This is a genomic window from Pseudomonas sp. PICF141, assembly GCF_002286815.1.
Classification (GTDB): Bacteria; Pseudomonadota; Gammaproteobacteria; order Pseudomonadales; family Pseudomonadaceae; genus Aquipseudomonas.
Map to the genome: position 1 here is coordinate 1 of NZ_MUNM01000069.1, position 21,167 is coordinate 21,167.

Annotated in this window: 23 protein-coding genes; 10 read left to right on the top strand and 13 right to left on the bottom strand. The window is 57.9% G+C overall.

The genetic code is table 11. The features are described from left to right. The coding region (locus BZL43_RS19700) for a carbon starvation CstA family protein (RefSeq protein WP_305884085.1) at positions 1-444 on the bottom strand (444 nt) is incomplete at its 3' end. Between the two features lie 159 nt (positions 445-603). Here BZL43_RS19700 and BZL43_RS19705 point away from each other — a divergent pair. Beyond that, positions 604-972, top strand: a complete 369-nt coding sequence (locus tag BZL43_RS19705; RefSeq protein WP_095633842.1) for a PilZ domain-containing protein — start codon at positions 604-606, stop codon at positions 970-972. Positions 973-1,100: 128 nt separating this feature from the next. On the opposite strand, the gene radA is transcribed toward BZL43_RS19705, so the two are convergent. From radA to katB, 3 genes are read right to left on the bottom strand one after another with little or no spacing between them, the layout of a single operon-like run. Then, complete coding sequence (gene radA / locus BZL43_RS19710; RefSeq protein ID WP_007895270.1) at positions 1,101-2,468, bottom strand: DNA repair protein RadA; 1,368 nt, start codon at positions 2,466-2,468, stop codon at positions 1,101-1,103. Positions 2,469-2,513: 45 nt separating this feature from the next. After that, a complete protein-coding gene (locus BZL43_RS19715; protein ID WP_095633843.1) occupies positions 2,514-3,068 on the bottom strand; it encodes an ankyrin repeat domain-containing protein in 555 nt (184 codons plus the stop codon). Between the two features lie 56 nt (positions 3,069-3,124). Next, entirely contained in the window at positions 3,125-4,666 is a 1,542-nt protein-coding gene (gene katB, locus BZL43_RS19720) for a catalase KatB (RefSeq protein ID WP_095633844.1), read from the bottom strand. A gap of 285 nt (positions 4,667-4,951) precedes the next feature. Here katB and mscL point away from each other — a divergent pair, with 285 nt between their 5' ends. Beyond that, positions 4,952-5,365, top strand: coding sequence for a large-conductance mechanosensitive channel protein MscL (gene mscL, locus BZL43_RS19725; RefSeq protein WP_095633845.1), 414 nt, complete (start codon positions 4,952-4,954; stop codon positions 5,363-5,365). 46 nt (positions 5,366-5,411) lie between these two features. On the opposite strand, the gene BZL43_RS19730 is transcribed toward mscL, so the two are convergent. Continuing rightward, complete coding sequence (locus BZL43_RS19730; protein WP_095633846.1) at positions 5,412-6,188, bottom strand: ferredoxin--NADP reductase; 777 nt, start codon at positions 6,186-6,188, stop codon at positions 5,412-5,414. A gap of 292 nt (positions 6,189-6,480) precedes the next feature. Between BZL43_RS19730 and BZL43_RS19735 the strand changes: the two genes are divergently transcribed. Then, entirely contained in the window at positions 6,481-7,188 is a 708-nt protein-coding gene (locus BZL43_RS19735; protein WP_095633847.1) for an autoinducer binding domain-containing protein, read from the top strand. A gap of 188 nt (positions 7,189-7,376) precedes the next feature. Next, positions 7,377-8,501 carry a class I SAM-dependent methyltransferase gene (locus BZL43_RS19740; RefSeq protein WP_095633848.1) on the top strand — a complete coding sequence of 375 codons (1,125 nt, stop codon included), beginning with the start codon at positions 7,377-7,379 and terminating at the stop codon, positions 8,499-8,501. A 70-nt stretch (positions 8,502-8,571) separates the two neighbouring features. On the opposite strand, the gene BZL43_RS19745 is transcribed toward BZL43_RS19740, so the two are convergent. The 3 genes from BZL43_RS19745 to BZL43_RS19755 are packed head-to-tail and all read right to left on the bottom strand — an operon-like array spanning position 8,572 to position 11,241. Beyond that, complete coding sequence (locus tag BZL43_RS19745; RefSeq protein WP_168185121.1) at positions 8,572-8,739, bottom strand: DUF2474 domain-containing protein; 168 nt, start codon at positions 8,737-8,739, stop codon at positions 8,572-8,574. A 51-nt stretch (positions 8,740-8,790) separates the two neighbouring features. Beyond that, on the bottom strand, positions 8,791-9,798 hold the full coding sequence (cydB, locus tag BZL43_RS19750; protein ID WP_095633850.1) for a cytochrome d ubiquinol oxidase subunit II: 1,008 nt from the start codon (positions 9,796-9,798) through the stop codon (positions 8,791-8,793). Between the two features lie 3 nt (positions 9,799-9,801). Continuing rightward, positions 9,802-11,241, bottom strand: a complete 1,440-nt coding sequence (locus tag BZL43_RS19755; protein WP_095633851.1) for a cytochrome ubiquinol oxidase subunit I — start codon at positions 11,239-11,241, stop codon at positions 9,802-9,804. Between the two features lie 527 nt (positions 11,242-11,768). Here BZL43_RS19755 and BZL43_RS19760 point away from each other — a divergent pair. After that, positions 11,769-13,007: an MFS transporter gene (locus tag BZL43_RS19760; RefSeq protein ID WP_095633852.1), complete on the top strand. Its 1,239-nt coding sequence runs from the start codon at positions 11,769-11,771 to the stop codon at positions 13,005-13,007. Between the two features lie 21 nt (positions 13,008-13,028). Here BZL43_RS19760 and BZL43_RS19765 read toward each other — a convergent pair whose 3' ends face one another. Beyond that, a complete protein-coding gene (locus tag BZL43_RS19765) occupies positions 13,029-13,580 on the bottom strand; it encodes a DJ-1 family glyoxalase III (protein ID WP_095633853.1) in 552 nt (183 codons plus the stop codon). A 66-nt stretch (positions 13,581-13,646) separates the two neighbouring features. Continuing rightward, positions 13,647-14,102, bottom strand: a complete 456-nt coding sequence (locus BZL43_RS19770; protein ID WP_095633854.1) for a DUF4879 domain-containing protein — start codon at positions 14,100-14,102, stop codon at positions 13,647-13,649. A gap of 227 nt (positions 14,103-14,329) precedes the next feature. On the opposite strand from BZL43_RS19770, the gene BZL43_RS19775 reads away from it, so the two are divergent. Both BZL43_RS19775 and trmA read left to right on the top strand, forming a co-directional pair. Further along, complete coding sequence (locus tag BZL43_RS19775) at positions 14,330-15,625, top strand: NCS2 family permease (RefSeq protein WP_095633855.1); 1,296 nt, start codon at positions 14,330-14,332, stop codon at positions 15,623-15,625. Continuing rightward, positions 15,622-16,701 (top strand): tRNA (uridine(54)-C5)-methyltransferase TrmA, encoded by a 1,080-nt coding sequence (gene trmA / locus BZL43_RS19780; protein ID WP_095633856.1) that lies wholly within the window; start codon positions 15,622-15,624, stop codon positions 16,699-16,701. The genes BZL43_RS19775 and trmA overlap by 4 nt, the downstream gene beginning before the upstream one ends. A 54-nt stretch (positions 16,702-16,755) precedes the next feature. On the opposite strand, the gene BZL43_RS19785 is transcribed toward trmA, so the two are convergent. Both BZL43_RS19785 and BZL43_RS19790 read right to left on the bottom strand, forming a co-directional pair. Further along, entirely contained in the window at positions 16,756-17,202 is a 447-nt protein-coding gene (locus BZL43_RS19785; protein ID WP_095633857.1) for a DUF2442 domain-containing protein, read from the bottom strand. Then, a complete protein-coding gene (locus tag BZL43_RS19790) occupies positions 17,199-17,627 on the bottom strand; it encodes a DUF4160 domain-containing protein (protein WP_095633858.1) in 429 nt (142 codons plus the stop codon). The genes BZL43_RS19785 and BZL43_RS19790 overlap by 4 nt, the downstream gene beginning before the upstream one ends. 259 nt (positions 17,628-17,886) lie before the next feature. On the opposite strand from BZL43_RS19790, the gene BZL43_RS19795 reads away from it, so the two are divergent. The 3 genes from BZL43_RS19795 (at position 17,887) to BZL43_RS19805 (ending at position 20,277) form a co-directional block, all read left to right on the top strand. Continuing rightward, entirely contained in the window at positions 17,887-18,798 is a 912-nt protein-coding gene (locus BZL43_RS19795) for a LysR family transcriptional regulator (RefSeq protein WP_095633859.1), read from the top strand. 178 nt (positions 18,799-18,976) lie between these two features. After that, positions 18,977-19,417: a type II 3-dehydroquinate dehydratase gene (gene aroQ, locus BZL43_RS19800; protein WP_008070016.1), complete on the top strand. Its 441-nt coding sequence runs from the start codon at positions 18,977-18,979 to the stop codon at positions 19,415-19,417. A 5-nt stretch (positions 19,418-19,422) separates the two neighbouring features. Then, positions 19,423-20,277, top strand: a complete 855-nt coding sequence (locus BZL43_RS19805) for a shikimate dehydrogenase (protein WP_095633860.1) — start codon at positions 19,423-19,425, stop codon at positions 20,275-20,277. 109 nt (positions 20,278-20,386) lie between these two features. Here the strand turns inward: BZL43_RS19805 and BZL43_RS19810 are convergent, their stop codons facing one another. After that, entirely contained in the window at positions 20,387-21,064 is a 678-nt protein-coding gene (locus tag BZL43_RS19810) for a TetR family transcriptional regulator (RefSeq protein ID WP_095633861.1), read from the bottom strand. Positions 21,065-21,167: the final 103 nt, after the last annotated feature.

Below are 21,167 nucleotides of genomic sequence, written 5' to 3' on the forward strand. Positions count from 1 at the left end.
ACGACCGTTGCGGCGGGTGGACATGAACAGGACCATGAAGTCCTGAACCGCACCGGCCAGCACCACCCCGGCAATCAGCCACAGCGTACCGGGCAGGTAACCCATCTGCGCCGCCAGGACCGGGCCGACCAGCGGCCCCGCGCCAGCGATGGCGGCGAAGTGGTGTCCGAACAGAATGTGTTTGTTGGTCGGCACGTAGTCCAGACCATCATTGTTGAGCACGGCGGGGGTAGCCCGACGCGGATCGAGTTGCATCACTTTGGTGGCGATGAACAGGCTGTAGTAGCGGTACGCGACCAGATAAATGGCCACGGCGGCAACCACAATCCACAAGGCATTGATTGCCTCGCCTCGGCGCAATGCCACGACACCCAGGGCGCACGCTCCCAGGATTGCCAGCAGCAGCCAGGGTAGGTGGCGTAGCAGGCTATTATTATTTTTCATTTTATGATTCCAGCCAGAGTGGACAAGAAAGAAAGCCACCCGGAGTTTAGCGCTACTGACAGCAAAGGCCATACCCCGACATTGATCCAGGGCCTTGTCTTGGCTGGCAGGTTTTAATAATGCGGGTCTATAGTCAGCGGACATTCAGAGGATTACGCCATGAGTGACCACCGCGCTGATCGTCGCCGCTTCAAACGTTTTGCGTTCGATGCCCGCACCGAGCTGAGTCAGGGGGAGTTCATCTGGCCGGTGAAGTTGATCGACCTGTCGCTCAAAGGATTGTTGATCGAAAAACCCGAGCCTTGGCTGGGTAATCCAGACTGGCATTTCCTGGTTGATATTCATCTCAACGAAGATGTCGCCATCAAGATGGATGTGCTGCTGACCCACGATGGAGGTGGTCAACTCGGGTTTGTCTGCAAACACATCAGCCTGGAATCCATCGAGCGTCTGCGACGGTTGGTTGAGCTCAATCTGGGAGATCCCCAGGAACTTGAGCGCGAATTGGGCGCACTCATCGAAACCTGAAGACACGACGCAATACCTGTGGGAGCGGGCTTGCCCGCGATAGCTGATTCAACCGCAACAGATAGGTTGAATGAAGGAATGCAATCGCGAGCAAGCCCGCTCCCACAGGTTTTTGTATCGATCCGAAGTTACTCGAACAACGCGTCCAACGCTTGCTCCAGCCGCGTCACGGCAATAATCTGCAACCCCGGCGGCGCTTCTTTCGGCGCGTTGCCCTTGGGCACGATGGCGCGCTTGAAGCCGTGCTTGGCCGCTTCCTTCAAACGCTCCTGGCCGCTCGGCACCGGGCGCACTTCACCCGACAAGCCGACTTCGCCAAACACCAGCAGATCATGGGGCAGCGGCCGGTTACGCAAACTGGACATGACCGCCGCCATCAAGGCAAGGTCCGAAGCGGTTTCCAGCACCTTTACCCCGCCGACCACGTTGAGGAACACGTCCTGATCGTGAGTCGGGATGCCGCCATGTCGATGCAAAACCGCCAACAACATGGCCAAGCGATTCTGATCCAGACCGAGCGTTACCCTGCGTGGATTGGCCATGTGGCTGTCGTCCACCAACGCCTGCACTTCCACCAGCATCGGCCGGGTGCCTTCCCACGTTGCCATGACCACGCTACCCGGGACTTCCTCCTGGGCACGGGTCAGAAAAATCGCCGAGGGGTTAGAGACTTCTTTCAGGCCCTTGTCGGTCATGCCGAACACGCCCAATTCATTGACTGCGCCGAAACGGTTTTTCACCGCCCGCAACAAACGCAGGCGTCCATCGGATTCGCCTTCGAAATACAGAACGGTGTCGACCATATGTTCCAGCACTCGCGGGCCGGCCAGTGCGCCTTCTTTGGTGACATGGCCGACGAGGAAAATCGCCGTACCGCTTTGTTTGGCGTAACGCACCAGTAACGCCGCACTTTCGCGAACCTGAGAGACGCCACCCGGTGCCGATTGCAGTTGCTCGGTGAAAATCGTCTGGATCGAATCGATCACCATCACCTTGGGCTTTTCCTGCCGGGCCGTGGCGATGATGGTTTCGATGCAGGTTTCGGTCATCACCCTCAGCTGATCCTGAGGCAAGCCCAAGCGCCGGGCGCGCATGGCCACTTGTTGCTGGGACTCTTCGCCGGTGACATACAGTGCCGGCATGCTCTTGGCGAGGTTGCACAGGGTTTGCAACAAAATGGTCGACTTGCCGATGCCCGGATCCCCACCGATCAACACCACCGAGCCATCCACCAGGCCGCCGCCCAGAACGCGATCCAGCTCGCTGGACGCCGTGGAGAAACGCGGGATTTCTTCGACGCTGACTTCGGCCAGGGTCTTGATCTGCGCCTGCTGACCGGTCCAACCGGTGCGTCCACTGGGGGCTGCGGCACCGCCGCTCTCGACCATGGTTTCGGTCAAAGTGTTCCAGGCCCCGCATTCACCGCACTGGCCGGCCCACTTGGGGAAGGTTGAGCCGCACTCGGTGCAGCCGTACATGCGCTTGGCCTTGGCCATCTGAACTCCCGGCAAAAACCGCGATGATAGCTCAGCTCACGCGGATCAGCGCGGCGGCGCCGTACGGATTTCACCGCTGGCCAGACGCGCGGCACTGTTGCCCAGCGGATCTTCGGCGTGCATGTCCGCCCCTTTGGCCTTGAGGACGTCCAGCAACTCGACACGCCTGAACAAACCGGCGTACATCGCGGCAGTCTGCCCCGCGCCATTGCGTTGGTCGGGGTTGCAAGGAGCGGCCAACAAAGTCCTGGCGATCTGCACTTCGCCTTTGAAAATCGCGCCCATCAACGCCGTATTGCCGCGTTGATCCTGAGCGCACGCGTCTGCCCCGGCAGCGAGTAAACGCGCCACCGCGGCGCTGTGACCGTGATAGGCGGACAGAATCAATGCGGTGTAACCCTTGCTGTCGCGGGTATCGAGGGAATAGCCGGCCTCGATGAAGGTCTCGAGCATGGGCACATCACCGCGCCGGGCGGCATCAAAGTAGTAATCCTGTAATTGGGATTGCAGCGCCTGAGGGTTGTTCGAGGTTTGCGCGTCAGGCCCGGCGAACCCACTGAGTGACCAGCACGCCAGAAAAACAGACAGATAAAAACGCATGGCACAGCTCCTTGATCAGACGGGACCTGCATGAGGCCCCGCTTCAGGCAGATGGATCAATCGACCAGTTTGGCCGCCAGCGCCTTGACCCGAGCCAGATCACCCTTGGCCACTTTGGCGACCCCGGTGCCGTACTCCGGGTCGGCCTTGTACAGGAACGACAGGATGATGTGTTTGCTCTCATCGTCAGTGGTGGCCAGTGAGCCACCGAAGCTGCCGATCAGGTCCTGACGCTCCTTCTGATTGAACGAGCGATACAGATCACCCGCCTGCTTGAAGTTCTGCTCGCGCTGAATCTTCGTCTGCTGCGTGCTGCCCGACAGGGCCGACTGGCTGTAACGCGCGGTTGGCGGCTCATCACGGGACAGCAGGCGACTTGGCTGGTAATTCACGCCAGTGCTGCTGGCGCCGATGTTCATTGCGCCATCCTGATTACCGTTATTCACGGCAACTTTGGGGGCGTTGATCGGCAACTGCAGAGCGTTGGCCCCCAGACGATACAGTTGAGTATCGGCATACGAGAAAACTCGCCCTTGCAATAAGCGATCTTCCGAAGGTTCGATACCCGGAACTAAATTGGCCGGGGCCATGGCCACTTGTTCAGTTTCCTGGAACACATTCGCCGGGTTACGGTTCAACACCATTTGTCCAACTTTTCGTTCCGGCACACCTGGCCAGATCTTGGTCGCATCCAATGGATCGAAATCAAACTTGGACAAGTCTTGCGGGCTGAGAACCTGGATGTACAAGTCCCATTTAGGAAAGTTGCCCTTATTGATATTGGCGACCAAGTCGTTAGTCATATGACTGTAGTCTTGACCTTGAACACTTGTCACTTCTTTAGGGTCGAGGTTCTTTAACCCCTGCAAACTTTTCCAGTGGAATTTTACATAGTGCACATCGCCTTTGGCGTTCACTAACTTGTAGGCATGTACACCGTTACCGTCCATCTCCCGATAACTGGCCGGCGTACCGGAGTTGGAATACAACTCGGTCAGGGTACGAGTGGCTTCCGGAACATGGGAGAAAAAGTCGAAACGACGGGAATCGTCGTCAAGGTTGGTACGCGGATCCGGCTTGAAGGCATGAACCATGTCTGGAAACTTGATCGCGTCACGGATGAAGAAGGTTGGAAAATTGTTGCCGACCAGGTCCCAGTTGCCGTCTGCGGTGTAGAACTTGGTGGCGAACCCCCGCGGATCACGCAAGGTTTCCGGGGAATGGTTGCCGTGAACCACCGCGGAAAAACGCACAAAAACCGGTGTGCTCTGACCACCGGCGAACACCTTGGCCTTGGTCAGGTCGCTGAGGTCGTCGGTGACGGTGAACGTGCCATGGGCGCCAGTGCCACGGGCATGCACCACGCGTTCGGGAATGCGTTCACGGTCAAAACGCTGGAGTTTCTGAATCAATTGTATGTCTTGCAACAGCACCGGCCCGGTCGCGCCAGCGGTTTGCGAGTTCTGGTTGTCGCCGACGGCAGCACCGTTATCGCGGGTCAAGGTCGCGGCATTGACGCTGAAGGACAACAGGCTGGCGGTCAGAACGCCAAGGGTACGACGAAGGGGAAAAGCCCCGAGGCCAAGGGGAGTTGTCATGGAAGTTTCCTCTGATTTTATAAGGCGCATCCAGGTGCGCCCCACAGAGGCTAGTGACCCAAAGGCCAAAATATAAATAGAAATCCCCCACCGAGCCGATAGCGAAAAGGTTCTGGAATGCCCGGTCTAGAGCGGGTAGTCGCGCGCGACTGGTGGCACTTTGTAAACTAATTGTCGAAAGATGTGTCGATAAGAGCGGGCATTGTAAGGCGGTGTTTCGAGCGCGAGCCGTTTTGCTGATTTACACTGCGCTCACCAACCTCATCTGTAACAAGGAAATAACCTATGGGCGTGATAAGTGAGTTCAAGGCCTTCGCGGTCAAAGGTAATGTGGTCGACATGGCCGTGGGTATCATCATCGGCGCCGCCTTCGGAAAAATCGTTTCGTCGTTTGTCGGTGACGTGGTGATGCCGCCAATTGGCCTGCTGATCGGTGGGGTGGACTTCAGTGACCTGGCTATTACGCTCAAGGCTGCCAATGGTGATGTGCCAGCGGTAGTGCTGGCCTACGGCAAGTTCATCCAGAGCCTGATCGACTTCATCATCGTCGCCTTCGCGATCTTCATGGGCGTCAAGGCCATCAACCGCCTGAAACGTGAAGAGGCCGTTGCGCCAACGCTTCCGCCGGTTCCGACCAAGGAAGAAGAGCTGTTGGGCGAGATTCGCGATCTGCTGAAAGCCCAAAACAATCATCCTTGATAATGGATTGCCCACAGTAACGGCGCCCTCAGGGCGCCGTTTTTGTTTACCAGTAGTTTTCCACTGCCACCTGTCCGGGTCGTCGACTGAGGCTCAAGTGCATGCCCCGTTGTTTGAGCAATTTGCGCGTGTCATCGATCATCTGTGGGTTACCGCAGAGCATCACCCGCGAATGCTCGGCTGTCAGCGCAACACCGGCCGTGCGCTCCAGTTCGCCACTTTCGATGAGCGTCGTGATCCGCCCATTCAGGGCCCCCGGATGCTGCTCGCGGGTGACCGTGGCGATGAATTGCAGCTTGTGCGCGTACTCCGCCAGATAATCGCGCTGGGCCAGCCCTGCAATCAGCTCCTGATACGCCAGCTCCCGCGCTTCGCGCACGCTATAGACCAGGATAATTCGTTCGAATTTTTCCCAAACCTCGAAATCCTGCAAAATCGACAGAAACGGCGCCAGCCCCGTACCTGTGGATAACAACCAGAGGTCACGGCCATCGACGAAACGATCCAGCGTCAGATAACCAAAGGCTTGCCGGTCGACGAGCAGCGTATCGCCGACTTCCAGCCGGCTCAGTTCGCTGGTGAACTCCCCTCCCGGCACGACAATGGAGAAGAACTCCAGGAACTCGTCATAGGGGGACGAGACCATGGAATAAGCCCGCCACACAGCACTGCCGTCGGCCTTGGTCACGCCCAACCGAGCGAATTGCCCAGCGCGAAAACGAAAGCCCGAATCCCGGGTAGTGCGCAGGGTGAACAGGTTTGGAGTCAACGGCTGGACGTCGAGCAGTGTCTGGCGTGTGAATTTCTCTGCACTGGCAGTCATGGGTCGCTCCATTCAACAGATAACACCAGTGTCCCGCAAAGCAGAAGGTATAAACACCGGTGATTTGTAATGGCTTTTGCTTCACAGCACCTGACAGTAGAAATACAAAAATGATAGGCCATTGACTCCTGTTACTTTGCTAGCAAGCTAAGAATCGGTTTATGCAGTTGCAACTTTTTTTTAAGAGCAAAAAAATACAGCACGCATGTAAGAATTCTCCTACACTCGTGGGCGTGCCGGATATTGGATCCTAAAGCACCAAACGCAAGTAAGTCCACAACGGAGTTACCAAATGAAAGTGTGGAAGGAATCACAGTTAACGCAGCTTTCTTACGCTCAGAAAATAGAGACCGCGTACGAGATTTCTCTCAATCTCGTTAAAAACCTTGGCTTTAATTTCTGTGCCTTTTCAATAGCATCCCCAATAAGGGAGATACGCCACCCCACGATCAATCTGAATAATTATCCTACTGAATGGAACAGCAAGTATGAACAGGAGCATTTTAGTGAAATCGACCCAGTAGTAGCCCATTGCAATCATTCGGAGTTACCGATTCTTTGGCAGGAAGAAATCTTCTGCAAGACTCCCACATTGTGGCAAGCACAAAAACAGCAAGGATTGCGCTATGGCTGGTCCCAATCCGTTCATGATGAGAATGGGCTTTGCAGCATACTGAGCCTGGCCAGAAGCCACTGTCCGATTACGATGCATGATCTGTACAAAAATCTGGGCTACGCGTTGTTCATTAGCCGTCATCTGCATGGCCTTGTGGCAAAAGAACTGCCTGCGCCCCCAAAACCGGGCACAGTGCATTTATCATCCCGGGAAATCGAGGTGCTTAAATATTCAGCCGATGGCAAGACGGCAGACGAGGTCGCGATGATCCTCAACCTGAGTCCTAGCACGGTACAGTTCCATATACGCGGCGCCATCCGGAAATTCGGCGTAAACAACAAGATTGCGGCGGTGATCAGAGCCGCGAAAGTGGGCGTCATCTGAATCTGTTTGAATCCGGTAATCCCTGCGAGTAATCCAGGCGAAAAAAACGTACCATTTGCGATCCATCCCGAGTGATGCCGTGTGAAATTCCATGACGCAGTCCACTCGGATGGTTCGCCCGCGACAAGCCCCTGAGCGGCGGGCCATTCGTTGATTATCCTCCGTTGATTACCCAGAGCCCCCGCCTCATGCCTCTGCTCGAAACCCCCTTTGCTCAACTCGATCTGATCCGCCAGCCAGAACAGCAGAACGAACCATTGCAAGCATTTGATGCCGCAGATGAATACCTGCTCAATCATCTGGCCGGGCAACAACCGGCAGCCGATACCCGCGTGCTGGTGCTCAATGACAGCTTCGGGGCTTTGGCCGCCAGCCTGGTGGGCAAGGTTCGGGTGAGCAGCAGCGGCGATTCGTTTCTGGCTTTTCAGGGGCTGGAAAAAAACCTGATACGCAACGGCCATACGTTTGATGCAGTGCCGAAGGTGCCTGCCAGTGAAATGTTCGTCGGGCCGTTTGACCGGGTATTGATCCGGGTACCGAAAACCCTGGCCCTGCTGGAAGAGCAACTGATCCGGCTACAGGGGCAACTGGCTCCCGGCGCTCAAGTGATTGCAGCCGCGATGGTGAAGCATTTGCCACGCGCTGCGGGCGATCTGCTGGAGCGTTACATCGGCCCGGTACAAGCCTCGCTGGCGGTGAAGAAGGCTCGATTGCTGATCGCCACAGCCGAAGCCAGAACCCCGGCTGTCTCTCCCTACCCGACCCGCTATCGACTCGACGAGCCTGCCATCGAACTGCTCAATCACGCCAATGTGTTCTGCCGCGAAGGGCTGGATATCGGTACGCGGGCCTTTTTGCCGCACTTGCCGAAAAACCTCGGCAAAGCACGGGTTGCCGACCTTGGATGTGGCAACGGCGTGCTGGCGATTGCCAGTGCCCTGCAAAACCCTGAGGCGCACTACACGCTGGTGGACGAATCGTTCATGGCCGTGCAATCGGCGGCTGAAAACTGGCGCATGGCGCTGGGCGATCGCAATGTGATTGTGCGGGCCGGCGATGGCTTGGCAGATCAGGAACCTCAATCCCTGGACGTGGTGCTGTGCAATCCGCCGTTCCACCAGCAGCAAGTGGTCGGCGACTTCCTGGCCTGGCGGATGTTCCAGCAGGCGCGTGAAGCGTTGGTGACGGGTGGCGCGCTGTACATCGTCGGCAACCGTCATCTGGGTTATCACAGCAAGCTGGCGCGGTTGTTCCGTGGCGTCGAGCAAGTAGCCGCCACCCCCAAGTTCGTCATTCTCAAAGCACGCAAATAAAAGCCCAAAAAAAACCCTCCATGACCAGGAGGGTTATAAATCCGTGCCTCAAGGCAACGGGATGGGAATTTCAGTGGGTGCTCAGGCCCGCGGCATTCATGAACATCCGCATGAGCGTGGCCACAATAAACAGTGCCACGACGCTACCGGCCCAGATCATCGCCAGCCAGCCGAGTCGCTGCCACAGCGGCTTTTTCTCGGCGGCTTCGATTTCCCGCAAAGTGGGTTTGCCAGCCATCATCGTTTTCTCCTCTGCAGCGGTGCAGGATTCAATGCCGCGCCCTAGTGACTAGTGGTAACCATCTTCGTGGGTGACCTTGCCGCGGAACACGTAGTAGCTCCAGAAGGTGTAGCCCAGGATGAACGGAATGATGAACAGCGTGCCCACCAGCATGAAGCCCTGGCTTTGCGGCGGTGCGGCGGCGTCCCAGATCGAGATCGAGGGCGGCACGATATTCGGCCACAGGCTGATACCCAGACCGCTGTAGCCAAGGAAGATCAGCACCAGGGTCAGCAGGAATGGCGTGTAATGCGCATTGCGGGCTACCGCCCGAAGCAGACCGTACAACGTCACCAGCACCAGAATCGGCACCGGCAAGAACCAGAACAGATTCGGCAGGGTGAACCAGCGTGCAGCGATCTCAGCGTGGGCCAACGGCGTCCAGATGCTGACGATGCCGATCACCGCCAGTAACACGAAGGCCAATGGTCGCGCCAGGTCATGCATCTGCTCCTGCAATTTGCCTTCGGTTTTCATGATCAGCCAGGTGCAGCCAAGCAGTGCGTAAGCCACCACCAGCGCCGCCCCGCAGAACATCGTGAACGGCGTCAGCCAGTCGAGTGAACCGCCGGCAAACTGACGATTGACTACCGGTAGCCCATCGATGAACGCACCCAATGCCACGCCCTGGAAGAAGGTTGCGGCGATCGAGCCACCAATGAATGCCTTGTCCCAGAGGTGGCGCTTGTCGTCCTTGGCCTTGAAGCGAAACTCGAAGGCCACACCGCGAAAAATCAGCCCGACCAGCATGAAAATCAGCGGCAGGTACAACGCCGAGAGCACCACCGAATAGGCCAGCGGGAAGGCGCCGAACAGCGCTGCGCCGCCCAATACCAGCCAGGTCTCGTTGCCGTCCCAGACCGGGGCGACGGTGTTCATCATCACGTCCCGATCGCTCTTGCCCTGGATGAACGGGAAGAGAATTCCGATCCCCAGATCAAAGCCGTCCATGACCACGTACATCATGATGCCGAAGATGATGATCACGGCCCAGATCAGCGGAAGATCAATACCCATGATTCAAATCTCCTTGTTCAGGCTGTGGTTGTGATCAGCGTCACCATTGTCATCGGCTGCGGACAGCGGACGGGCTGGTGTGCGTTTCTGGCCAGGACCGCCTTCGTTGGTTTCCTTGCCCTCGTCGATCTTCGGCCCTTTGCGCACCAAGCGCATCATGTAGCCAAGACCGGCACCGAACAGCGCGAAATACACCACGACGAACATGATCAAGGTGATGCTCATCTGCATGAAGCTGTGCCCGGAGGAGGCATCCGCCGTGCGCATCAAACCGTACACTACCCACGGCTGACGGCCGATTTCAGTGGTGAACCAGCCGGCGAGAATCGCGATCAGGCCGGATGGGCCCATCCACAGCGCCAGGTACAAGAAGGGACGTGAGGTATAAAGCCTGTCGCGTTTGCGCAACCACAGGCTCCACAAACCAGTGAAGATCATCAGCACGCCCAGGCCGACCATGATCCGGAACGACCAGAAGACGATGGTCGAATTCGGCCGGTCTTCAGGCGCGAACTCCTTGAGTGCCGGTATTTGCTTGTCCAGGGTATGGGTCAGGATCAGGCTGCCCAGGTAGGGAATTTCCACGGCAAATCTGGTTTTTTCGGCTTCCATGTCCGGCCAGCCGAACAGTATCAGCGGGGTCGGTTCGTCGCCGACGTTTTCCCAGTGGCCTTCGATTGCAGCGATTTTCGCCGGTTGATGCTTGAGCGTATTGACGCCATGGAAGTCGCCGATCACCGCTTGAATAGGCGCCACGATCAGGGCCATCCACATCGCCATCGAGAGCATGGTGCGGATGGCCGGGTTGTCCTTGCCGCGCAGCAAGTGCCAGGCCGCCGAGGAGCCGACGAAAAACGCGGTCGCAACAAACGCTGCCGTGGCCATGTGCATCAGGCGGTAAGGGAACGACGGGTTGAAGATAATCGCCAGCCAGTCCACTGGAATGACCTGGCCGTTGACGATCTCGTAGCCTTGCGGGGTCTGCATCCAGCTGTTGGAAGCCAGAATCCAGAAAGTCGAAATAAGGGTGCCGATGGCGACCATGACCGTTGAGAAAAAGTGCAGCTTGCGCCCGACCTTGTTCCAGCCGAACAGCATGACGCCCAGGAAGCCGGCCTCGAGAAAGAAGGCTGTCAGCACTTCATAGGTCAGCAATGGCCCGGTCACTGAACCGGCGAAGTCCGAGAAACGGCTCCAGTTGGTACCGAACTGATAGGCCATGACCAAGCCGGACACCACGCCCATGCCGAAGTTGACGGCAAAGATCTTCGACCAGAAATGATACAGATCGCGGTAAGTATCATTGTGCGTCTTCAGCCACAGGCCTTCGAGCACCGCCAGGTAACTCGCCAGGCCAATGGTGATGGCCGGGAACAGGATGTGAAACGAAATGGTGAATGCGAACTGAATCCGGGCGAGATCAAGAGCCTCCAAACCGAACATACGTCTTCCTCTGTCAGGTAATACCGGCTGAAGGCATGAGGCCTACACCCACTGTCCCCACGGATATGGCGTATGGCGAATTCGAATTCGTTCTTTTTGTACCACCATCACAAACCTGGGGAGTCTGGCCATCTGGCCGCCGGACCAATTCCACGAAGGGTCTTGATCTGGGTCAAGCAACGTTGAAAGAGTAGTCGCATTTTTGCCGATGGACGGTGTGGTCTTTTGCCGCGTGACAGGTTGCCTCATGGTTTTTGGCATGCGTTGCAATAGATTTTTAGCTGGGTGAATTAACTGTGGCGAGGGGGCTTGCCCCCGTTCGGCTGCGCAGCAGTCGGTTACTGTGGTGCAGTGAGTTACCCAGGTCTGGGGGCCGCTTCGCAGCCCAACGGGGGCAAGCCCCCTCCCCACAGGGATTCGTATGCTCTATAGATCGGTGTCTAGCTAACTAAATTTCCTGGCCTTGCAACTTCTGGTTACAGCTTGGTGATAATCTCGCCCTTTCCCCCTCCCAGACCCGCCTTCAGATGCCCAGCCAAGCGCCCCTGCTGTTACGTCATCACCGCCCGTTTATCGCGTTCTGGCTGGCTCGCGTGTTTACCGCCAGCGGTTTTCAGATGTTGACCGTGGCCATTGGCTGGAATCTGTATCAACTGACGGGCAATGTGCTCGATCTGGGCCTGGTGGGGCTGGTGGAATTTGCCCCCCGTGTGTTGTTCATGCTGCACACCGGGCATGTCGCGGACCGCTATGACCGGCGCAAGGTCGCGGCGATCTGTCAGTCCCTGCAAGCGCTGATCGCCCTGTCGCTGGTCATCGGCAGCGCGACCGATCAGGTCACCCGGGAGATGATCTTCATCCTCGCGTTCCTGCTCGGCGCCGCCCGCTCCTTCGAAATGCCGACGACCCAGGCCTTGCTGCCGGGCATCGTGCCCAGCGCCTTGTTTCCCCGTGCCGTTGCCGCCGCGCAATCTGCGCAACAATCGGCCACCATCGTCGCCCCGGCGCTGGGCGGTTTGCTCTATGCCTTCGGCAGCGTCTGGGTGTATGGCCCGACGGTGATCCTTTACCTCATCGCCTGTGCATTGATGCTCAACCTACCGGCCCGGCAAACACCGCTGAACAAGGGCAAGGCCACCCTGGATTCGCTGCTGGCGGGTATTCGCTTCATTCGCAGTCGCCCGGACATTCTCGGGGCGATTTCCCTGGACCTGTTTGCCGTCCTGCTGGGTGGCGCAACCGCGCTGCTGCCGGTGTTTGCCAAAGACATTCTGCTGACTGGCCCCTGGGGCTTGGGCCTGTTGCGATCGGCCCCGGCAGTCGGTGCATTGCTGATGTCGTTGTTTCTGGCGCGATTTGCCGTGGAGCGCAACGTCGGGCGGGTGATGTTCACGGCCGTGGGCGTATTCGGCGTGGCGACGATCGCTTTCGGCCTGTCGACTTCGTTCTGGTTCTCTCTCGCGGTGCTGGTGGTGTTGGGCGCGGCGGACATGATCAGCATGGTGATCCGTGCCTCGTTCGTGCAACTGGAAACCCCCGACGAAATGCGCGGCCGGGTCAGCGCTGTGAATGGCTTGTTCATCGGTGCTTCGAATCAGCTCGGCGAGTTCGAATCCGGCCTGACGGCCCACTGGTTCGGTACCGTGCCGGCAGTGGTCATGGGCGGTATCGGCACGCTGATGGTAACCGGCGCCTGGATCAAACTGTTCCCGACCCTGGCCAACCGCGATCGTATGCATGAGCCAGTGGAAGCAGTCAGGGCCTGACGTTGCTGTTCAGGGCACTTGTTAAACCACCAACTCCCCCGCCACCGTTGACCGCGTAGCTTTGCCGCAAAGTTGCTCCACCAGCGTCAGCGCAAACTCCAACGCGGCGCCTGAGCCTTGAGCGGTGATGCAGTTGCCATCGACCACCACCGGTTGATCAACGAAGTTGCAGCCCGACAGTTGATTGCTGACCGTGGGCAGGCAAGTCATGCGCCGTTGGCGCAAAACACCAAAGGTTTGCAGCGCCAATGCCGGAGATTCGGCAATACCGGCGAACAGGCGCCCGGCGGCGGCCTGGTCCTTGATCAATTGTTGCAGGGGTTGGTGGGCCGCCAAATGCTGCGACCCTACGGCACCGCCCGGCAGTACGATCAGGTCGAAGGGTTGGGCCAGTAAATCCACCAACATCGCATCGGCGGTCAAGCGGGTGCCGCGAGCACAGGTAAGCATCCGTCGTGCCTCGATGCTGGCCACCACCACTTCAACCTTGGCGCGGCGCAGCACATCGATCAGGGTTACGGTTTGCAGATCGTCGATGCCCTCGGCGAGGGTAATCAGGGCTCTAAAAGTCATGGGCGCGGTCCACAGGATAATCTTTAAAGCGTAGTCAGCTTTCCTGCCCTTGTTCCAGCCCAGCCGTTACTTGATGTAAAGCTGCGTCGACATCGTATTGCCGGGGGCGTTGATCGAGGTGTTGCTGAACGTGAAAGTGCCGTCCTGCTTGCCTTTCAGGTTGAAGATGTACAGATAACCGACGGTTTTTTTCCCGGCGGAGCACTCGGTCAGGTTGCCGGTATCAAAAGCACAAACAGGGGTTCGAGTGCCATTCACCTCGAAACCGTCCAGTGCGACATGGGCTGCACGGCCGTAGCCGACTTCCAGCACGTACACCTTGATGTCTGGCCCGTTGTGATCGCAACGGGTTTGCGCCTGGCCGTCCGCGATATTTTCAAAGCCACAGCCAGGTGATTCGACCTTGAGCACCTTCACCTGGCTCAACGGTTGAGCCATTGCCGCCGAGGCTGTTGGCGCGCCGATGAGACAGCTGAGCAGCAATCCAAATGCCGCAATCACACGCTTATTAATGCAATACATATCTACCCCCTCCCTCCCCCCAAAAAACAGCGCGCAGTATGGCGCAGTTCCCTTATGCGCAAAACATCGACGACGATCGCAGCCATAAGCAGCCATAGCCCCACGCTGCTGGTATGATGCGCGGCTTTTTCCGACCCGCAGAAAATAACCCAGGCGCCTGCAGCGGCCTGTGCTTTGCTGTTGAGGTCGATACATTCACGGCGCCGGGCGCGCCACGGGGAGCAGACATGCTGGAAAGGCTGTTTCAACTCAAGGCACACAACACCAACGTGCGGACCGAGATTCTGGCGGGCCTCACGACCTTTTTGGCCATGGCCTACATTCTGTTCGTCAACCCGAGCATCCTCGGCGAGACCGGCATGGACAAAGGTGCGGTGTTTGTCGCCACCTGCCTGGCAGCGGCCATCGGCTCGGCGACCATGGGCCTGATCGCCAACTACCCGATCGCACTGGCGCCGGGCATGGGCCTGAATGCCTTCTTTACCTACACCGTGGTCCTGCACATGGGCCACACCTGGCAAGTGGCGTTGGGCGCGGTGTTCCTCTCGGCGGTGATGTTTTTTCTGTTGTCGATCTTCCGCATCCGCGAATGGATCATCAACAGCATTCCGCTGGCGCTACGCTCGGCGATTGCCGCCGGTATCGGCCTGTTCCTGGCCCTGATCGCCCTGCACAACGCCGGCATCGTGGTCAGCAACCCGGCGACCATGGTCGGTCTCGGTGACTTGAAGCAACCGGCACCGATTCTCGCCACCCTTGGTTTTGCCCTGATCGTTGCCCTCGAAGCCCTGAAAGTGCGCGGTGCGGTGCTGATCGGTATTCTCGCGGTGACCCTCGTCTCCATCCTGTTGGGCTTCACCCCGTTCGGCGGCGTGATGTCGATGCCGCCGTCGCTGGCGCCGACCTTCCTGCAACTGGACATCATGGGCGCACTGGACATCGGTCTGGTCAGCGTGATCTTCGCCTTCCTGTTCGTCGACCTGTTCGACAACTCCGGCACCCTGATCGGCGTCGCCAAGCGCGCCGGCCTGATGGGCAAGGACGGCCACATGCCGAAAATGGGCCGCGCCCTGATCGCCGACAGCACCGCGGCCATGGCCGGTTCTTTGTTGGGCACCTCGACCACCACCAGCTACATCGAATCCGCAGCCGGCGTGAGTGCCGGTGGCCGCACCGGCCTGACCGCCATCGTGGTCGCGATTCTGTTCCTGCTCGCGCTGTTCTTCTCGCCATTGGCGGCCAGTGTTCCAGCCTTTGCCACTGCGCCTGCCTTGCTGTTCGTCGCCGTACTGATGACGTCCGGCCTGGCCGAAATAGACTGGGACGACATCACCGTCGCCGCACCGGTCGTGATCACTGCCCTGGCCATGCCTTTCACTTATTCCATCGCCAACGGCATCGCCTTCGGTTTCATCTCCTGGACGGCCATCAAGTTGTTGTCCGGTCGCGGCCGTGAATTGAATTCGGCGCTGGTGATTCTGTCGATTCTGTTCGTGATCAAATTGGGTTGGTTCAACGCATGACTTTTGACTCCCAGGCCTACACCGTTCAACTCGAAGAAAAGGTCACGCGCCTGCGCGACCTGCTGGCCCCGTTCGATGCCCCTGAACCTGCAGTGTTCGATTCGCCACTGAAAAACTTCCGCCTGCGTGCCGAATTCCGCCTGTGGCGCGAAGCCGGTGAGCGCCATTACGCGATGTTTTCCCAGGAAGACAAACGTACGCCGATCCTGATCGAAGAATTCCCGATCGCCAGCCTGCGCATCAACCAGTTGATGCCGCAACTCAAGGCTGCGTGGCAAGCGAGTGCAGCGCTGAGCCACAAGCTGTTTCAGGTGGAGTTCCTCACCACGTTGGCTGGCGATGCGATGATCACGCTGTGCTATCACCGCCCGCTGGACGAGCACTGGCACGTAGCGGCGTCGAAACTGGCAGCCGACCTGAATGTCAGCATCATCGGTCGCTCGAAGGGCAAACGCGAAGTGATCGGTCACGATTACGTGGTCGAGAAACTCGAAGTAGGCGGCCGCACCTTCAGCTATCGCCAGCCGGAAGGCGCGTTCACCCAACCCAACGGCACGGTGAACCAGAAGATGCTCAACTGGGCGTATGAGGCCCTCGGCGATCGCCCCGACGATTTGCTGGAGTTGTATTGCGGCAACGGCAACTTCACCCTGCCGCTTGCGACCCGTGTGCGCAAAGTGCTGGCCACCGAAATCAGCAAGACCTCGGTCAACGCAGCGCTCAGCAACCTGAGCGAAAACGCAGTGAATAACGTCACGCTGGTGCGTTTGTCTGCCGAAGAACTGACCGAAGCACTGAACGAAGTTCGTCCGTTCCGCCGCCTGCACGGCATCGACCTCAAGAGCTACGAGTTCGGTAGCGTGTTCGTCGACCCGCCCCGTGCTGGCATGGACCCGGACACGTGCGAACTGACCCGACGCTTCGACAACATCCTCTACATTTCCTGCAACCCGCAAACCCTGGCGGAAAACATCGCCCAACTGCACGACACTCACCGCATTACTCAATGCGCGATGTTCGACCAGTTTCCCTGGACCCATCACATGGAATCCGGGGTGTTGTTGACCCGTCGTTGATCGCAGCCTCCCTATACAAATCAGCCGTCCACTGGACGGCTTTTTTGTGGGTGATCAAAGTGCCGCATCGGTCTTGCGCGGGCGACCACCCTTCTTGCCATTGGCCCGTGCGGCCTCAGCCTTGGCGGCGCTGCTCTGACGACCATTGCGCGAGGCGATCACCGAGGCGGCCATATCCATCAGCGGTTTGCTCGCCGAAATCAGACCGGCGATGGACACCTGCAGATCCTTGTCTTCGTGACAAAGTGCGGCTCCGGCGAAACCGACTTTCAGCCCGGCGAAATCCTCGGTCTCAAAACCATCGAATTCCGGATAGTTTTTCACTGGTAACAACACACCGCTGCCATCCTCAAAGCCGACGGCGAGACATGGATCAAGAAAGATCACCGTCGTTGCATTCAATCCGGCACGACGGCGTGCCCCACCACGCTCGATCGCTTCGTCCAGAGCGCCTTCGGTCACGGGGTGATCGACCTGCATTTTTGCGCTTATCGTTTTCATAATTCGATCTCCACGCCTTCTGGTGCTCCCATCAGGGTCAGTAGGGTCTTGTTGCCTTCAGGCTCATAGCGAGCCGAACCAATTATGTAAGTCTTGCTGCCAATCCACTTCATCACGACCACTTCATTGCCCTGCCAATCCCATAACTGATTGTCGAGGCAAGCCGTCTGCAATTTGCTCCACCAGATGTCACGGGCTCGCCGTAAATGGGCAGGTTGCCTGAGCGCCTGACGCAATCCCTCCAGCACAGCCAGAGGAGGTCGATGCGAATGAGGGACGACATCCCAGAGCTCGACGCCGTTGTGCCAGAAGCTGAACCTGAAGCGCGCGCTCCATAAGCCTGCGTCGACGTGAACGTGTGGCGGGCAATGCTCATCACGCAACATGACCACCAGTGAAAACCCTTTGTAGCGGCATACATTCATGCTAACCCATCCGTTAGGTTATAGAGTTCGAAGATTCGCCATTCCTTGAAGAATCCGATAAGTGGCGCTGATCGCTAGGATCAACTGGCCACGTTTGAGCCTAGCGTTCCAGGTCGATCGGGCTCCGCCAATCAAGGCAAAAAAGAGTAAGCAATCCTTTCATCGCCAATACCTGGCCGGTAACCAGCCCTGTATTTGTGCGCTCTTATTTGATAGATACAGACTCAGACACTTCATTTGATTTCCGGTGTAATCAATCATGCAGCGACATTTCGACGATCTTCAGCTGGGCAGCATCGAACTGTTTTGCCTGGCCGCCGAAGCCGGCAGCTTTACCGCAGCAGCTCTGGTGGCAGGTGTGACCCCGGCCGCCGTCAGCCGCTCGGTGTCGCGCATGGAAGAACGCTTGGGTGTGCGGCTGTTTGCGCGTACCACCCGCAGCGTCAAGCTGACCGATAGTGGCCGGCGTTATTTCGAGGAGTGTCACGAAGCTCTCGCACAATTGGTCGAGGCCCAGCGCGAAGTGATGGGGCAACAGCAAGAACCCTCTGGCACTTTGCGCATCAGTATTCCCACGACCTATGCCCATCATCGAATCCTGCCCTTGCTGCCTGCGTTTAGGGCGCGCTTTCCCGCCGTGAAAGTCGAGGCACACATCAGCAATCGCAACATCGATTTCGTCGGCGAAGGCTATGACATGGCAATTCGTGTGCGGGCCATTCCCGACTCCGGGCTGATTGCACGGCCGTTGGAAGACGCCCCGCTGGTGCTAATTGCCAGCCCTGATTACCTGAAACGTGCCGGTACCCCGCAGACCCTGGATGACTTGGCTCAGCACGAATGTATTCAGTACGAACTGCCCAGCAGTGGGCGGCGGATCGCCTGGCTGTTCAACAATAACGGCGTGCCTCGGGAGATTTTGGCCGAGGGCAATTACTGCTGTTCCGATGATGTATTGGGGGGCGTGACGCTGGCAAAAAGCGGCGCCGGGATCTTTCAGACCTATCGTTTCATCGTCGAAAAGGAACTGGCGGACGGTTCGCTGGTGGAAGTGCTCAAGCCCTATGGCGGACGTTCCCGTCCCTTCACTTTGCTGTACCCGCAAAGCCGCCATGTGCCGTTGCGGCTAAGGGCGTTTATCGATTTTCTGGTTGAGCATCTGCCACGCTGAAACGATCGCAGCTGTAGGAGCTGCCGAAGGCTGCGATCTTTTTGCGCATGTCCGATCACCGCACAAATAATCCAGTCCCGGCACCCTCTTCAATTGACCTTATTAACCAGTTAGTACAATTTCTCTCCACAGGCTGAAACCCTCGGCCAATGCCAACAATAATATGTGGAGAGACCCGATGTCCCCTATCGTTCTGGTGCTCAACGGCCCGAACCTGAACCTGCTGGGCACCCGTGAACCGGCGACTTATGGCCATGAAACCCTGGCGGATATTTCCGCACTGTGCGGTCGCGCGGCCGAAGAATTTGGCCTGACAGTGGAGTTTCGCCAGACCAACCATGAAGGCGAATTGCTCGACTGGATTCACGCCGCCCGTGGCCGCTGCGCCGGGATCGTCATCAACCCGGCCGCGTGGACTCACACCTCGGTCGCCATTCGTGACGCCCTGGTCGCCAGCGAGCTGCCGGTGATCGAAGTACACCTGTCCAACGTCCATGCCCGTGAACCCTTCCGGCATCACTCCTTTGTTTCGTCCATCGCCACGGCGGTCATGTGCGGTTTCGGCAGCCACGGCTATCGTTTGGCGCTGGAGCATTTCAGCCATCGTTTGGAAGGTTAAATGTCATGACACAGAACACCGTGGTATTGGCCGGGCTGATCGGTGCCGGCATTCAAGCTTCCCGCACTCCCGCGCTGCACGAACATGAAGGTGATGCGCAGGGCTTGCGTTACCTCTATCGGTTGATCGATCTGGATCAGTTGAAACTCGACAGCAGTGCCCTGCCCGACCTGTTAATGGCCGCCGAACGGATGAATTTCACCGGGCTAAACATTACCTTCCCGTGCAAGCAGACGATCATCCCGCTGCTGGACGAATTGTCGCCGGAAGCCCGCGGTATTGGTGCGGTGAACACGGTGGTGCTCAAGGACGGCAAACGCATCGGCCACAACACCGATTGCCTGGGTTTTGCCGAAGGCTTTCGCCGTGGCTTGCAGGATGTTGCTCTTGAGCGCGTCGTACAAATGGGCGCTGGTGGCGCAGGCGCGGCAGTGGCCCACGCGCTATTGAGCGAAGGCGTACAGTTGCTGAGCATTTTCGATGTGGATCAAAGTCGCGCTCAGTCGCTGGCGAACAACCTCAACCAGCATTTTGGTTTCGGCCGCGCCGTGGCCGGGCATGATTTGCCAGGCACGTTGGGCCAGGCAGACGGGCTGGTGAATACCACGCCAGTGGGCATGAAAAAGCTGCCGGGCATGCCCGTACCGGTAGAGCTGCTTCGGGCGCAGCTGTGGGTTGCGGAGATCGTCTACTTCCCACTGGAAACCGAACTGCTGCGCAACGCTCGCGCGCTGGGTTGCCGAACACTGGATGGCGGCAACATGGCGGTATTTCAGGCGGTGAAAGCGTTTGAATTGTTCAGCGGCGTGGTGCCGGATGCCCAGCGGATGCTGGCGCATTTTCAGAGCATGAATGGTTGAAGATCAAAAGATCGCAGCCTCGTTTCACTCGACAGCTCCTACAGGGATATGGGTACTTGTAGGAGCTGTCGAGTGAAACGAGGCTGCGATCTTTTAAGGGACCTACAAATCAGGCCTGCAGATATCGCAAAACCGACTCGCAAATCATCTCCCGATGACGCTGCTTGATGCTTTCGTCCGGCAAGTCGATTTGAAAGATCTCACCGAAGGTATGACGGTTCGACACACGATAGAAGCAAAACGAGCTGATCAGCAGATGCACATCCAATGGATCGAGGTCGGTGCGGAATACACCTTCTTCGCAGCCGCGACGCAAAATCTCGCCCAGTGAATCGAGGATGGTGTTATTCATCGCCTTGATCGCATCGGAGCGCTTCACATACTCGGCATTGTGAATGTTCTCGATGCTGACGATACGCACGAAATCGACGTTGCGATCATGATGATCGAAGGTGAATTCCACCAGACGGCGAATCGCTTCCACCGGCGCCAGTTCGGCCAGGTGCAAACGGTTCTCGGTGCTGCGGATATCCCCGTAGAGTTTCTCCAGCACCTCGACATAGAGCTGTTCCTTACTGCCGAAGTAGTAATAGATCATGCGTTTTGAAGTGTGGATGCGTTCGGCAATTGCATCGACGCGCGCACCGGAAAGTCCCTGCTGAACGAACTCGACAATGGCCTCTTGAAGAATGTTCTCGCGGGTCTTTTCCGGGTTGTTCTTGCGACTCTTGCGAGGTTCGGCAATCGGCTTTTCGGGCGCTGCGGAGAGTTCTGTAATTATTGTCATTGCGGGCTCACGGCCATCACTGCACAAGCTGGCGATTATGGGCTGCCGCGCCCGGTGAAGGAAGGCGCGAGGCAGCAGTTTTGTCTCCGTGTTTACGATTTTC